Annotated in this window: 12 protein-coding genes, 4 tRNA genes and 1 riboswitch; of the genes, 3 read left to right on the top strand and 13 right to left on the bottom strand. The window is 60.4% G+C overall.

The window, feature by feature from the left end; genetic code table 11:
- The first annotated feature begins 299 nt into the window (after positions 1–299).
- Complete coding sequence (locus L6D81_RS03255) at positions 300–818, top strand: cell envelope protein SmpA (RefSeq protein ID WP_236177879.1); 519 nt, start codon at positions 300–302, stop codon at positions 816–818.
- Positions 819–837: 19 nt separating this feature from the next.
- Here the strand turns inward: L6D81_RS03255 and L6D81_RS03250 are convergent.
- The 8 genes from L6D81_RS03250 to ltaE form a co-directional block, all read right to left on the bottom strand.
- A tRNA-Arg gene (locus L6D81_RS03250) sits at positions 838–914 on the bottom strand.
- Between the two features lie 71 nt (positions 915–985).
- Positions 986–1,062 (bottom strand) — tRNA-Arg (locus tag L6D81_RS03245).
- Positions 1,063–1,134: 72 nt separating this feature from the next.
- Positions 1,135–1,211 (bottom strand) — tRNA-Arg (locus tag L6D81_RS03240).
- 107 nt (positions 1,212–1,318) lie between these two features.
- A tRNA-Ser gene (locus L6D81_RS03235) sits at positions 1,319–1,409 on the bottom strand.
- Positions 1,410–1,471: 62 nt separating this feature from the next.
- Positions 1,472–1,660 carry a carbon storage regulator CsrA gene (csrA, locus tag L6D81_RS03230; RefSeq protein ID WP_002554426.1) on the bottom strand — a complete coding sequence of 63 codons (189 nt, stop codon included), beginning with the start codon at positions 1,658–1,660 and terminating at the stop codon, positions 1,472–1,474.
- Positions 1,661–1,846: 186 nt separating this feature from the next.
- Positions 1,847–3,088: an aspartate kinase gene (locus L6D81_RS03225; RefSeq protein WP_007951048.1), complete on the bottom strand. Its 1,242-nt coding sequence runs from the start codon at positions 3,086–3,088 to the stop codon at positions 1,847–1,849.
- Positions 3,089–3,178: 90 nt separating this feature from the next.
- Positions 3,179–5,803 (bottom strand): alanine--tRNA ligase, encoded by a 2,625-nt coding sequence (gene alaS / locus L6D81_RS03220; protein WP_236177878.1) that lies wholly within the window; start codon positions 5,801–5,803, stop codon positions 3,179–3,181.
- Between the two features lie 144 nt (positions 5,804–5,947).
- Positions 5,948–6,952, bottom strand: coding sequence for a low-specificity L-threonine aldolase (ltaE, locus tag L6D81_RS03215; protein WP_236177877.1), 1,005 nt, complete (start codon positions 6,950–6,952; stop codon positions 5,948–5,950).
- Between ltaE and L6D81_RS03210 the strand changes: the two genes are divergently transcribed.
- Both L6D81_RS03210 and L6D81_RS03205 read left to right on the top strand, forming a co-directional pair.
- On the top strand, positions 6,951–7,190 hold the full coding sequence (locus tag L6D81_RS03210; protein ID WP_236177876.1) for a hypothetical protein: 240 nt from the start codon (positions 6,951–6,953) through the stop codon (positions 7,188–7,190). The genes ltaE and L6D81_RS03210 overlap by 2 nt on opposite strands.
- Positions 7,150–7,321: riboswitch (FMN riboswitch) on the top strand. It overlaps the preceding gene by 41 nt.
- 102 nt (positions 7,322–7,423) lie before the next feature.
- The gene (locus L6D81_RS03205; protein ID WP_011335530.1) at positions 7,424–7,933 is read left to right on the top strand and encodes a 6,7-dimethyl-8-ribityllumazine synthase; all 510 of its coding nucleotides are present in this window, start codon (positions 7,424–7,426) and stop codon (positions 7,931–7,933) included.
- 45 nt (positions 7,934–7,978) lie between these two features.
- On the opposite strand, the gene astE is transcribed toward L6D81_RS03205, so the two are convergent.
- The 5 genes from astE to astA all read right to left on the bottom strand — a co-directional run bounded on the left by astE (position 7,979) and on the right by astA (position 13,329).
- Positions 7,979–8,989, bottom strand: coding sequence for a succinylglutamate desuccinylase (astE, locus tag L6D81_RS03200; protein WP_236177875.1), 1,011 nt, complete (start codon positions 8,987–8,989; stop codon positions 7,979–7,981).
- 12 nt (positions 8,990–9,001) lie between these two features.
- Complete coding sequence (locus L6D81_RS03195) at positions 9,002–9,292, bottom strand: hypothetical protein (protein ID WP_011335531.1); 291 nt, start codon at positions 9,290–9,292, stop codon at positions 9,002–9,004.
- Between the two features lie 59 nt (positions 9,293–9,351).
- Positions 9,352–10,698, bottom strand: a complete 1,347-nt coding sequence (gene astB, locus L6D81_RS03190; protein ID WP_064598800.1) for an N-succinylarginine dihydrolase — start codon at positions 10,696–10,698, stop codon at positions 9,352–9,354.
- 139 nt (positions 10,699–10,837) lie between these two features.
- On the bottom strand, positions 10,838–12,307 hold the full coding sequence (gene astD, locus L6D81_RS03185; protein ID WP_236178103.1) for a succinylglutamate-semialdehyde dehydrogenase: 1,470 nt from the start codon (positions 12,305–12,307) through the stop codon (positions 10,838–10,840).
- Positions 12,304–13,329: an arginine N-succinyltransferase gene (astA, locus tag L6D81_RS03180; protein WP_027612638.1), complete on the bottom strand. Its 1,026-nt coding sequence runs from the start codon at positions 13,327–13,329 to the stop codon at positions 12,304–12,306. Before astA ends, astD begins: the two co-directional genes overlap by 4 nt.
- Positions 13,330–13,333: the final 4 nt, after the last annotated feature.

The raw sequence follows: 13,333 nt of genomic DNA, 5'->3' as shown, positions 1-13,333 counted from the left end.
GCGGGGCACGCCGGAAGGATCAATCAGTCAATTCATGATTGGTGAAACGGGTTACTGAATAACTACTGGGTAAGTCCATGGAGGTTTTCCATAAGCCCCGGCGGGGCTGACGGGCGCAATGATACACCGCCTGACGGTTTTAAACGTTAAAAAATCGTGGCTGAAACAAGCGCTTGCGAGACAAAGCTGAGCGCCGTCCTGATCCTTCACACTGCGACGACTCATCCTGAAAAGAAAACACACCGACGGTGAAAAAACTGCCGACTACGCTTCAGGATGACCGTCACGGAGGACGCCGAATGCCATCGAACACATCCCGATTCATGCTGACCACCCTGCTCTGCCTGCCCACCATCGTGGGTGCAACGACACTTCATCGCTGCGAAGCTTCTGATAGCAGCGTCACGTTCACGACCCTGAGCTGCGCGAACGATGAACACCTTTCATTGCAGGAAGTACGCCCCTATTTACCCGGCTCGACCGTCGCACTGATACCCGAAGCCCGGCACGAAGAAATATCCGGTATGAATATCAGAAAGCGAGAAATGGCTGTGGTCGGGCGCACCCAGGACAAATGCGGAGACTTGATCGACGCACGACAGAAGCGCGAGGCAATCATCAATCAGCGAATCATCGCCGGCATGAGCCAACAAGATGTTGAAAGCGCTTTGGGCAAACCCGACAAGGTGAGCATCCGCAATTCGGCAACCAGTTATCGTTACGACCTCAAGCGAGGGCGCAGTGCTCAAATCGATTTTGATGAGAAAGGATGCGTGACAGGAAAAGCCAAATCCCGGACAGCAAAAAGCCCGCGTTAAACGCGGGCTTTTCGGTATATGGTGCACTCGACAGGATTCGAACCTGTGACCGCTCGGTTCGTAGCCGAGTACTCTATCCAGCTGAGCTACGAGTGCAATTGTGTTTTTAGACCAGACCACAACTGGCTGTAACCAAGTCATCTGCATTACTGCAGCTAACTCTTAAATGGTGCACTCGACAGGATTCGAACCTGTGACCGCTCGGTTCGTAGCCGAGTACTCTATCCAGCTGAGCTACGAGTGCATTTTGTGTTTTTTGACCAGATCACAACTGGTTGAAGCCGAGTCATTTACATCGCTGCAATTGACTCTTAAATGGTGCACTCGACAGGATTCGAACCTGTGACCGCTCGGTTCGTAGCCGAGTACTCTATCCAGCTGAGCTACGAGTGCATTTGTTGCGCCGCATTATAGCCCGTCTAATCTCTATTCCAACCACTTTTTCTAATAAATTCAACAACTTATAGAAAAAGCCAGATTACAACGTACTAAGCAAATAATGGCGGAGAACGGGGGATTCGAACCCCCGACACCCTTTTGAGGTGTACTCCCTTAGCAGGGGAGCGCCTTCGGCCACTCGGCCAGCTCTCCGCAACACGGGGCGTATATTAACCACCTTCTTCCCCGTTTGCAAACATAAAAATCGATAAAAATTAATGGCTTGGTTCTTCGTCCTTCTCTTTCTTTATACGCAGATAGATTTCTTCACGGTGCACGGCCACCTCTTTCGGGGCGTTGACGCCGATACGCACTTGATTTCCTTTGACGCCGAGCACGGTCACAGTGATTTCGCCATCACCGATAATCAGGCTTTCTGCGCACCGACGAGTCAGAATCAGCATACCTTTCTCCTCACGCGAATCATTTCAGGGACAACAGTCTGCAAAAAAAAGGCACCCGACCTACAACCGGAGCGATCGTAGCCCTACATGCCTGAGTATTGACCAGCGCGAGCAAAAGAACAGTTCAGGGGCTCGCGCCATTCAAAAATAAAGGGCGCGGTCAGACCGCGCCCTTCAGACAACGCATCACTCGCCCTGACGGGCCGGAGCGTCGAGTTCGAAAGCCGTGTGCAGGGCGCGCACGGCCAGTTCCAGGTACTTCTCTTCGATCACCACGGAAACCTTGATTTCCGAGGTCGAGATCATCTGGATGTTGATGCTTTCCTTTGCCAGGGATTCGAACATACGGCTGGCCACGCCTGCGTGGGAACGCATGCCGACGCCGACGATCGAGACCTTGGCGATCTTGGTGTCGCCCACCACTTCACGGGCACCGATCTCGCGAGCGGTGTTTTCCAGCACGGTTTGCGCGGACTGGTAGTCGTTGCGGTGAACGGTGAAGGTGAAGTCGGTGGTGTTATCGTGCGCGACGTTCTGCACGATCATGTCGACTTCGATGTTCGCGGCACTGATCGGGCCAAGAATCTTGAACGCCACGCCCGGGGTGTCTGGCACGCCACGGATGGTCAGCTTGGCTTCATCGCGGTTGAAAGCGATGCCGGAAATGATCGGCTGTTCCATGGTTTCCTCTTCATCAATAGTAATGAGGGTGCCCGGACCCTCCTTGAAGCTGTGCAGTACGCGCAGCGGAACGTTGTACTTGCCGGCAAATTCTACCGCGCGGATCTGCAGCACCTTGGAACCGAGGCTGGCCATTTCCAGCATCTCTTCGAAGGTGATCTTGTCCAGACGCTGGGCGACCGATACCACACGCGGGTCAGTGGTGTAGACACCATCGACGTCGGTGTAGATCTGGCACTCATCAGCCTTCAGCGCAGCGGCCAGCGCCACGCCGGTGGTGTCGGAGCCGCCACGACCCAGGGTCGTGATGTTGCCGTGCTCGTCGACACCCTGGAAACCGGCGACCACAACCACGCGACCGGCTTTCAGGTCACCGCGAATCTTCTGGTCATCAATCTGCAAGATACGCGCTTTATTGTGCGCGCTGTCCGTCAGGATCCGCACCTGATTGCCGGTGTACGACACCGCCGGCACACCGCGCTTGATCAGCGCCATGGCCAACAGGGCGATCGTCACCTGCTCACCGGTGGAAACAATCACGTCCAGTTCACGGGGAACCGGTTGATCTTCGCCACTGATTTGCTTGGCCAGATCGATCAGACGGTTGGTCTCGCCGCTCATTGCAGACAGCACAACCACCAGGTCATCGCCAGCATCGCGGAATTTCTTAACCTTGTCGGCGACCTGCTCGATTCTCTCGACAGTGCCGACCGAGGTGCCTCCAAATTTCTGTACGATCAAAGCCATTTCAAAGCCGCCTCTGCCCATGAAGGGCGCCCAATAATCACTCGAACAGCCGCCGGGCCCGCCACTAGACTGCGGGCCCGACGGGCCGTCTTATAAACCCTGCTCGACGAATGGAACGGTCAGCGCCAGTGCGCCATCCAGTGCGCCGGCGTCGACACCGCCGCCCTGCGCCATGTCCGGACGACCACCGCCCTTCCCGCCCACTGCCGCAGCAGCCTGTTTCATCAAATCACCGGCTTTGAGTTGGCCAGTCAGGTCCTTGGTCACGCCTGCGACCAGTACGACCTTTTCCTCATGGACACTGCCGAGCAGGATCACTGCGCGGCCGAGTTTGTTTTTCAGCTGATCGACCAGCGCCAGCAGCGCCTTGCCGTCCTGACCATCCAGACGCACGGCCAGCACCTTCACGCCTTTGACGTCCACGGCCGAGGCCGACAGATCGTCGCCCGCAGCGGCGGCAGCCTTGGCCTGCAACTGCTCGAGTTGCTTTTCAAGCGCACGGTTGCGTTCCAGCACCGCCGACAGCTTGTCGATCAGGTTGTCGCGGCTGCCCTTGACCAGGCTCGCCGCTTCCTTGAGTTGTTCTTCAGCAGCGTTCAAGTAAGCCAGCGCCGCAGCGCCGGTGACTGCTTCGATACGACGCACACCCGATGCCACACCGCCTTCGCTGATGATTTTCAACAGGCCGATGTCGCCGGTACGGTTGGCGTGGATACCGCCGCACAGCTCGACGGAGAAATCGCCGCCCATGCTCAGCACGCGCACGTTGTCGCCGTACTTCTCGCCGAACAGCGCCATCGCGCCTTTCTGCTTGGCGGTTTCGATGTCGGTTTCTTCGGTTTCAACTGCGGAGTTCTTACGGATCTCGGCGTTGACGATGTCTTCCAGCGCTTTCAGTTGCTCCGGCTTGATCGCTTCAAAGTGGCTGAAGTCGAAACGCAGGCGCTGACTGTCGACCAGCGAGCCCTTCTGCTGAACGTGATCGCCCAGCACTTTGCGCAGTGCAGCGTGCAGCAAGTGAGTGGCCGAGTGGTTCAGTGAGGTGGCGTGACGCACGTCGGCTTCGACGTGGGTTTCCACCGGTGCGCCAACGATCAGGCTGCCCGACGCCAGGACACCGTGGTGCAGGAACGCGCCGCCGGTCTTGGTGGTGTCGCGCACGTCGAAACGGCTGTCGCCGACCTGCAGGTAACCGCAATCGCCGACCTGGCCGCCGGATTCGGCGTAGAACGGCGTCTGGTTCAGTACCACAACGCCTTCCTGCCCTTCGCTCAAGACATCCACGGACTGGCCATCTTTATAGAGCGCAACGACTTTCGCCGAGCCGCTGGTGGCGTGATAACCGGTGAATTCGGTGTCGACGTCAACCTTGACCAGGCTGTTGTAGTCCAGGCCGAACGAGCTGGCGGAACGTGCACGGACGCGCTGGGCTTCCATTTCACGCTCGAAACCGGCTTCGTCGATGGTCAGGCTGCGCTCGCGAGCGATGTCTGCGGTCAGGTCCATCGGGAAACCGTAGGTATCGTAGAGTTTGAACACTACGTCGCCCGGCACCACGTCGCCTTTGAGTTCCGCCAGATCCTGCTCGAGGATTTTCAGACCCTGCTCCAGGGTCTTGGCGAATTGCTCTTCTTCGGCTTTCAGTACGCGCTCGATGTGTGCCTGCTGGGATTTCAGCTCCGGGAAGGCTTCGCCCATCTCGGCCACGAGTGCGGCAACGATCTGGTAGAAGAAGCTGCCCTTGGCGCCCAGCTTGTTGCCGTGACGGCAGGCGCGACGGATGATCCGGCGCAGTACATAACCGCGACCTTCGTTGGACGGCAGCACGCCGTCGGCAATCAGGAAGCCGCAGGAACGGATGTGGTCAGCCACGACTTTCAGGGAAGCCTGATTGTCGTTGCTGCAGCCGATGGCCTTGGCCGATGCGGCCAGCAGGCTCTGGAACAGGTCGATTTCATAGTTCGAGTGAACGTGCTGCAGCACGGCACTGATCCGCTCAAGCCCCATGCCGGTGTCCACCGACGGGGCTGGCAGCGGGTGCAACACGCCATCGGCGGTGCGGTTGAACTGCATGAATACGTTGTTCCAGATTTCGATGTAACGGTCGCCGTCTTCTTCCGGCGAACCCGGTGGGCCGCCCCAGATATCGGCACCGTGATCGTAGAAAATCTCGGTGCAAGGACCGCACGGGCCGGTATCGCCCATGGTCCAGAAGTTGTCGGAGGCGTAAGGCGCACCCTTGTTGTCGCCGATGCGCACCATGCGCTCGGCCGGCACACCGACTTCCTTGGTCCAGATGTCGTAGGCCTCGTCATCACTGGCGTAGACGGTGACCCACAGTTTTTCCTTCGGCAGGTTCAGCCACTTTTCGGAGGTCAGGAAGTTCCAGGCGTAGGTGATGGCATCACGCTTGAAGTAATCGCCGAAGCTGAAGTTACCCAGCATTTCGAAAAAGGTGTGGTGACGGGCGGTGTAACCGACGTTTTCCAGGTCGTTGTGCTTGCCGCCGGCGCGCACGCATTTCTGGCTGGAGACGGCGCGGGTGTACGCGCGCTTTTCCTGGCCCAGGAAGCAGTCCTTGAACTGGTTCATCCCCGCGTTGGTGAACAGCAGGGTTGGGTCGTTGCCCGGAATCAAAGAGCTGGAGGCTACACGGGTGTGGCCTTGCTCTTCGAAGAAGCGAAGGAAGGCTTCACGGATTTCTGCGCTTTTCATTAGGTTCTTCCACGGAGGCTGCGGCCAAAGGCCTACGAAACGTCAACAGACGAAACGACGGCAAAGGGCCGCATTATATCGGCCCTGCGCGCGGGGTACAGCGTGTTTATACGATAGAAACGGTCAATTGGGACGCTAACGCTGTCACTTGCGCGAAAACTCGACGAATGTCGCGATCACTTGCTCGATTTGCGAGCGATTGACGTCCATGTGCGTGACCATGCGCAGACGGGCGGCAGCGCTCAACTTGATTCCACGCTCGGCGGCAAATGCCTTGATCGCCTGAGCACGATCCCCCATCTGCACGTAAACCATGTTGGTCTGCACCGGCTCGACACTGAACCCGGCCTCGCGCAGGCCCTCGGCCAGCAACTGCGCGTTGGCATGGTCATCCGCCAGACGTTCGACGTTGTGATCCAGCGCATACAGTCCGGCCGCCGCCAGCAATCCAGCCTGACGCATGCCGCCACCGACCATTTTGCGCAGACGCCGGGCCTTTGCAATCAACGCTGACGAACCGCACAGCACCGACCCGACCGGCGCGCCGAGGCCTTTGGACAGGCACACCGAGACCGAATCGAAATATTGGGTGATTTCCCAGGCATCGACCCCGAGCCTGACCGCCGCGTTGTACAGCCGCGCGCCGTCCAGATGCAGCTGGAGGCCATTGTTCTGAGTGAACTGGCGGGCCCGGGCCAGATAGTCCAGCGGCAGCACTTTGCCCTGCATGGTGTTTTCCAGCGCCAGCAGACGGGTGCGGGCAAAGTGGAAATCGTCTGGTTTGATCGCCGCTGCCACCTGATCCAGGTCCAGCGAGCCGTCGGCCTGCACTTCCAGCGGTTGCGGCTGGATCGAACCGAGCACCGCTGCGCCACCACCCTCGTACTTATAGGTGTGCGCCTGTTGACCGACGATGTATTCGTCACCGCGCTCGCAGTGCGCCATCAAGCCCAGCAGGTTGCTCATGGTGCCGGTCGGGACGAACAGCGCGGCGGCAAAACCCAGCCGTTTTGCCAGTTCGGTTTCCAGACGATTGACCGTCGGATCTTCGCCATACACGTCATCACCGGTGTCGGCGCGGGTCATCGCGTCGAGCATGGCGGGAGTCGGTTGGGTAACGGTGTCGCTGCGAAGATCGATAACGCTCATGAACCTGGCCTCTGGTCAGCAGGGGAAATCCCTTTTCGAAGACGAATTACTGCGGGCATGGCGCGGATTAATCAACCCTTGCGCAAGGAAAAGTCGTTTTCGCGCTTCGAAAAATCCGATGGCAATCATCACAAAGGCGCAATGCACGGTCTGGAAATCTGTGTTAAAAACCCTGCGCCGCCCGATAAAGGGCGGCGAAACGTTCTCAGGGCGGGGTGCAATTCCCCACCGGCGGTAATTGCGCGCAATGCGCATAGCCCGCGAGCGCTTGGTGACGGACACGGCAACAACCGTGAACGACGGCAAGGTCAGCAGACCCGGTGTGATTCCGGGGCCGACGGTCACAGTCCGGATGAAGAGAGAACGGGATTAACGCCAAAGGGCCGTCCGCCGTGTTCGCGCGAGCGTGCGTACCCTTGAATCCCTTTCGATTCATAACGCCCTGTTTTTCACACAAACAGGAGTCAGAACATGCAACCCACCGCTATCGACAGCAAAAGCAAACACACTCACGGCGAGCGCGTCGCGTTCATCCAGGCCTGCTGGCACAAGGAAATCGTCGACCAGAGCCGTAAAGGCTTCCTCGCCGAAATGATCGCCCAGGGTTATCAGGAATCGGACATCGATTTCTTCGAAGTCGGCGGCGCCTTTGAAATGCCTCTGCACGCCAAGCTGCTGGCCAAGACCGGGCGTTATGCCGGCATCGTTGCCGCTGCTCTGGTGGTGGACGGCGGGATCTACCGTCACGAGTTCGTCGCCCAGTCAGTGGTCAGTGGCCTGATGCAGGTTCAGCTGGAAACCGAAGTGCCGGTGTTCTCGGTGTCGCTGACCCCGCACCACTTCCATGCCGGCGAAGAGCACCAGAAGTTCTTCTTCGAGCATTTCGTGCACAAGGGTCAGGAGGCGGCGAAGACCTGCGCCGATACGTTGCAGAAAGTGCGAGCGTTGCGCCGCACCGAGCCACGTGCTGTAGCGGTCTGATGCAATAACGATCTCCCCCGCGTGCTGCGTGGGGGAGATTCAGTTTCAGGCGAGATTTTCGTCAGTGGCCGGCACGATCAAAATGCCCGCACGCAGGCCATTCTTGACCTTGGGGTTGGGGAAAATGATCCGCGCGCCCTGCTCTTCGATGATCCAGCGGGTATTGGCCAGGTCTTCGGCCAACACATAACCCACATCCAGCTCGGAAAAGTTTTCGATGTCCGCCGGCAGATTCAGGCGGAACGCATCGCTGTGCTTGATGATTTCCCGGGCGACGCTGAACAGTTGCAGACCGTCCAGGCCCTGCCCGGCCATCTCCGGCTCGGTGCCTTCGATGATCTGCTTCAGGCGGGTTTCCAGCAGCGACACATTGACCCCGGCGTTCTGGCCGAACGGCCGCGCCTTGCCCAGTTCCAGGGTAAAGGACTCGGCACCCAGCTTGTCATAGGTGTAGGCGCTGAACACGATCGACGGTTTGTTCTGCAACAGCACCGCTTCCATGCCCGCGGCGCGCAGACGTGCCAGCTCAAGACGGGAATGCTGGCGACCTTCCTTCCACGGATACAGGGCGAACTGCTCGATCTTCGAACCGCGAATCGCCGTGTGCAGGTCGTAGTGCAGGCGCTGACGATCAGGCAGGCTGAAGAAACTCGCCGCCAGGCGTTCCAGCTCGCAGGCGCGCAGGGCTTCGGAACCGCTGCTTTGTTCGTGACGGCCGTTGAACAGCCGATTGACGTCCTGCTCGACGAAACGCTCGCCCTTGCGAATCGCTTCCGGGTTGCCGAACAGGAACAGAATGCGTGAGCGCGGCTTCAGGTCGCCGCGGGCGATGCCATGCAGCAGCCGGTCGAGCAATTCGATCGGTGCCGTTTCGTTGCCGTGGATGCCTGCCGACAGCAGCAGGTCCAGGCCATTGTCACGCGCTTCGGGTGGCCGGACTTCCAGCGCACCCTCGCTCAACCAGCGCATGCACACGCCTTCGACAGTCAGTTGAGTCTTCTCCGCCGGTTCGCGGCCGGCGAGGGTCAGTTCAAGCAGTTTGCCGAGGGCGAGCATAGAGCGGTTTCCTTAGTGGTCGTGATTGCAGTCCGGGCCGTGCACGTGGCCGTCATCGTCGCCGAGGTCAGCCGGTTCCATCTCCAGTTGCAGACTTACCAGATTAGTCGCCAATGGGCGCAACAGCAGGTTGGCGTACTCTTCGTCGCCCTCTTCGACGTCCACGCCGATCAACAGTTGGCCGCGGCCGTCCTGCTGGATCCACAGCTCTTTACCTTGCCACATGACCGCGACGCGGGTGCAGGAAGTTTGCAGTTGCGTGCCGTCAGTGTCTTCAAGGATCAGCTGCAGGGAATCGCTCATGTTTTACGCTCTCTTGGGGAGATGGAACCGCGCGCCGCGATGAGGCGGCGCACCGGTCATCAATTGATCTGGAATGGATAAACCGCGCCCAGTTTAAGGATTTGCGTCAGTTCATCCAGTGCCGTCCGGCATTCAAGCAGCAACTGCGGATCCGCCAGATCGCTTTCGGTCAGGCGGTCGCGGTAGTGCTTTTCAACCCATGCGGTCAACGAACCGTACAACGGGGCGGTCATGATAACCCCTGGGTTGACGGCCGCCAGCTCGGTTTCGTTGAGCGCGACGCGCAGTCGCAGGCACGCCGGGCCACCACCGTTCTGCATGCTTTGCTTGAGGTCGAAGACTTTCACTTCGCGGATCAGGCCGCCGGAGCTGGTCAGGCCTTGCAGGTAATTCCACACGCGCTCGTTGCCACGGCACTCTTCCGGCACGATCAGCAGCATCGAACCGTCAGGGCGCGACAGCAGCTGGCTGTTGAACAGGTAAGAACGCACCGCGTCGTCGACGGTGACTGCCGAACGCGGCACGCAGACCGACTGGAACTTGCCCCCGACCTTGGCCAGTTTGGCTTGCAGTTCGGCCAGCATCTGATCGGTGTCGAGGAACGCGTCCTCGTGATAGAACAGCACCTCGCCGTTGCCCACCGCGATCACGTCGTTGTGGAACACGCCCTGATCGATCACGGCAGGATTCTGCTGTGCATAGACCACGCCGTCGTCACGCAGGCCGTGCAGACGAGCGACCGCTTGCGACGCTTCGAGAGTCTGGCGCGCCGGGTATTTCTGCGGCGCCGGGTAACGGGTGTCGAACGCACTGCGACCGAACACAAAGAACTCGACGCCGGCCTCGCCGTACTCACGGCAGAAACGTGTGTGGTTGGCCGCACCTTCGTCGCCGAACTGCGCCACCGCCGGCAATGCGGCGTGGTGAGCGAAGTGTTGCTGGTTGGCGAACATCGCGCCCAGTACACGGCTGGTGGTCGGGTGCTCGATGCTGCGGTGGTATTTGCAGTTCAGGTTGGCGGCGGTGAAATGCACGCGACCGTCAGCGGTATCGGCGCTCGGGCTGACCGTGGCGGCGTTGGCCACCCACATGCTTGACGCCGAGCAACTGGCGACCAGCAGCGGCATCGCTTCTTTGGCGGCGCGCTCGATCACCTGGGCGTCGGTGCCGCTGAAACCCAGACGGCGCAAGGCTGCCACGTCCGGACGCTCCTGCGGTGCGAGCACGCCCTGCTGAAAGCCCATTTCCATCAGCGCTTTCATTTTCGCCAGGCCTTGCAGCGCCGCTTCCTTCGGGTTCGAGGATTGCTGGCTGTTGCTCTGGGACGCAACGTTGCCGTAGGACAGACCACCGTAGTTATGGGTCGGCCCCACTAGACCGTCAAAATTGACTTCATAGGATTTCATCAGCGAGGCTCCACGAGAATCTGTTGTTATAGGCATCGGGTAACAATTCAATAAGACCGAGTCGCGGCCTTCGCGAGCAAGCTCGCTCCCACAGGGATCTCATCGCCCTTGCGGGGGCGAGCTTGCTTGCGAATGGGCATCACGCCATCTTCACGCCAGGCGTCAGGGCCGCCGGCAACACCAGGCTCGGGGTTTCCAGCGAGGCCACCGGGTACGCGCAGTAATCCGCCGCGTAGTAGGCGCTGGCGCGGTGGTTGCCCGAAGCGCCGACACCGCCGAACGGTGCGCTGCTCGCAGCACCGGTCAGCTGCTTGTTCCAGTTGACGATCCCGGCACGGCTTTCCAGCCAGAACTGCTGGTAGCGCTCTTCGGAATCCGACAGCAAGCCAGCGGCCAGGCCAAACGCGGTGTCGTTGGCTTCGGCAATCGCCGCCGCGAAATCGGCGTAGCGGATCACCTGCAGCAGCGGACCGAACAGTTCTTCGTCGGAGCGATCGGCAACCGCCGTCACATCAACGATGCCCGGGGTCAGCAGCGCCGACTGCGGCTGCGGCTGAGTCATCGCCAGCAGCGACACTGCGCCGTTGGCCAGCAGATGCGCCTGGGCATCCATCAACGCTTTCGCCGCGCCAAGGGAAACCACCGAGCCCATGAACGGTGCCGGCTGCTGATCGAACGCGCCGACCTCGAGGGTCGAGCTGACTTCCACCAGACGCTTGAGCAGGCTGTCGCCCCACGCGCCTTGCGGCACCAGCAGACGCCGGGCGCAGGTGCAACGCTGACCGGCAGAAATGAACGCCGACTGAATGATCGTGTACACCGCCGCGTCGAGGTCAGCGACCTGATCGACCACCAGCGGGTTGTTGCCGCCCATTTCCAGCGCAAGAATCTTGTCCGGACGACCGGCGAACTGCTGGTGCAGGTGATTGCCGGTACGGCTGGAACCAGTGAAGAACAGACCGTCGATACCCGGGTTCGCCGCCAGGGCAATCCCGGTTTCCCGGGCGCCTTGCAGCAGGTTCAGCACGCCGGCCGGCAGACCGGCTTCGATCCAGCACTTGACCGTCAGCTCGGCGACTTTCGGGGTCAGCTCGCTTGGCTTGAACAGCACGCTATTGCCGGCCAGCAGCGCCGGCACGATGTGGCCGTTCGGCAAATGGCCCGGGAAGTTGTAAGGGCCGAACACGGCGACCACACCGTGCGGCTTGTGGCGCAACACGGCGGTGGCGTCGCCCAGCGGGCCGCTCTTTTCGCCGGTACGTTCGCGGTAGCTCTGCACCGAGATCGCGATCTTGTTGACCATGCTGGTGACTTCCGTCGCGGCTTCCCACAGCGGTTTACCGGTTTCCTCACCGATGGTGCGGGCCAGTTCGTCGGCATGGTTTTTCAGCGCAGCGGCGAACGCTTCGAGCACGCTGATGCGTTCTTCCAGCGTGCGACGGGCCCAGCCCGGGAACGCCTGACGCGCAGCCTGCACGGCCGACTCGACCTGAGCGGCGGTGGCGCCCTCCCCCGACCACAGCACTTGCTGGGTCACCGGATTCAGCGATTGAAAGGCCTCGCCCTGACCGGCCAGCCACTCACCTGCGATGTATAGCGAATTCATTATTTCGACTCCCGGGCAGCAGACAACGCCACGGCGCGCACCTGATCGCCAGCGTTGAGTTGAAGACGTTTGGCGGTCAGCGGATCGACCACCAGGGTGCCGGCAGCCAGACGGGCCGGCGCCGCCGTGATGCGGCAATCTTCGCGTTTGCGGTTATGGATGATGAACGGCGTGGCGTCGTCGCCCGGCGTGCCGATGGCCAGCACCAGCGCCTCGCTGTCACGCACCGCGCGGATCTTGCTGGTCTCGCACTCGATGGCGGGACCTGCGTCAAAGATGTCGACGTAACCCTGATAGCTGAAGCCTTCGCTCTTGAGCATCGCCAGCGCAGGCTCAGTGTCCGGGTGCACCTGGCCGATGACGTTGCGCGCGTCCGGCGACAGGAAGCAGGTGTACAGCGGGAATTTCGGCATCAGTTCAGCGATGAATGCCTTGTTGCCGACGCCGGTCAGGTAATCGGCCTGGCTGAATTCCATCTTGAAGAAGTGCCGGCCCAGGCTTTCCCAGAACGGTGAACGACCGGCTTCATCGGAAACACCGCGCATCTCGGCAATGATCTTGTTGCCGAACAACTCCGGGAATTCGGCGATGAACAGCATCCGCGCCTTGGACAGCATGCGGCCGTTGAGGCCGGTGCGGTAATCGGCGTGCAGGAACAGCGAGCACAGCTCGGAGTTGCCGGTCAGGTCGTTGGCCAGGAACAGCGTCGGGATCTCGCGATAGATGTTCAGTTCCTGCGAGGCGCTGACGGTCAGGCCGACGCGGAAGTTGTACCACGGCTCACGCAGACCGACGGCGCCGGCGATGGCGGAAATCCCCACCACGCGACCGTTGTCGTCTTCGAGCACGAACAGGTAGTCCGCGTCGCCACGGCCGGCTTCACCGCGAAAGGTCTTCTCGGCCCAGCCGACCCGGTGGGTCAGGCGCTCTTCGTTGGCCGGCAAGGTGGTCAGGCCGGTGCCGGTGCTGCGGGCCAGGTCGATCAGAGCGGACAAATCGCTGCTGCGTACGGGACGAACAATCATGCTA

It is taken from the genome of Pseudomonas sputi, from assembly GCF_021603585.1.
Lineage (GTDB): Bacteria > Pseudomonadota > Gammaproteobacteria > Pseudomonadales > Pseudomonadaceae > Aquipseudomonas > Aquipseudomonas sputi.
Note: the sequence above shows the minus strand (reverse complement) of the source record. Positions and strands in the feature narration are given on the sequence as shown.

Bases quoted from the DNA above. Each gene is read 5' to 3' on its own strand.
- L6D81_RS03255 (WP_236177879.1), top strand. From the start codon at position 300: ATGCCATCGAACACATCCCGATTCATGCTGACCACCCTGCTCTGCCTG.
- csrA (WP_002554426.1), bottom strand. From the start codon at position 1,660: ATGCTGATTCTGACTCGTCGGTGCGCAGAAAGCCTGATTATCGGTGAT.
- L6D81_RS03225 (WP_007951048.1), bottom strand. From the start codon at position 3,088: ATGGCTTTGATCGTACAGAAATTTGGAGGCACCTCGGTCGGCACTGTC.
- alaS (WP_236177878.1), bottom strand. From the start codon at position 5,803: ATGAAAAGCGCAGAAATCCGTGAAGCCTTCCTTCGCTTCTTCGAAGAG.
- L6D81_RS03210 (WP_236177876.1), top strand. From the start codon at position 6,951: ATGAACCTGGCCTCTGGTCAGCAGGGGAAATCCCTTTTCGAAGACGAA.
- ltaE (WP_236177877.1), bottom strand. From the start codon at position 6,952: ATGAGCGTTATCGATCTTCGCAGCGACACCGTTACCCAACCGACTCCC.
- L6D81_RS03205 (WP_011335530.1), top strand. From the start codon at position 7,424: ATGCAACCCACCGCTATCGACAGCAAAAGCAAACACACTCACGGCGAG.
- astE (WP_236177875.1), bottom strand. From the start codon at position 8,989: ATGCTCGCCCTCGGCAAACTGCTTGAACTGACCCTCGCCGGCCGCGAA.
- L6D81_RS03195 (WP_011335531.1), bottom strand. From the start codon at position 9,292: ATGAGCGATTCCCTGCAGCTGATCCTTGAAGACACTGACGGCACGCAA.
- astB (WP_064598800.1), bottom strand. From the start codon at position 10,698: ATGAAATCCTATGAAGTCAATTTTGACGGTCTAGTGGGGCCGACCCAT.
- astA (WP_027612638.1), bottom strand. From the start codon at position 13,329: ATGATTGTTCGTCCCGTACGCAGCAGCGATTTGTCCGCTCTGATCGAC.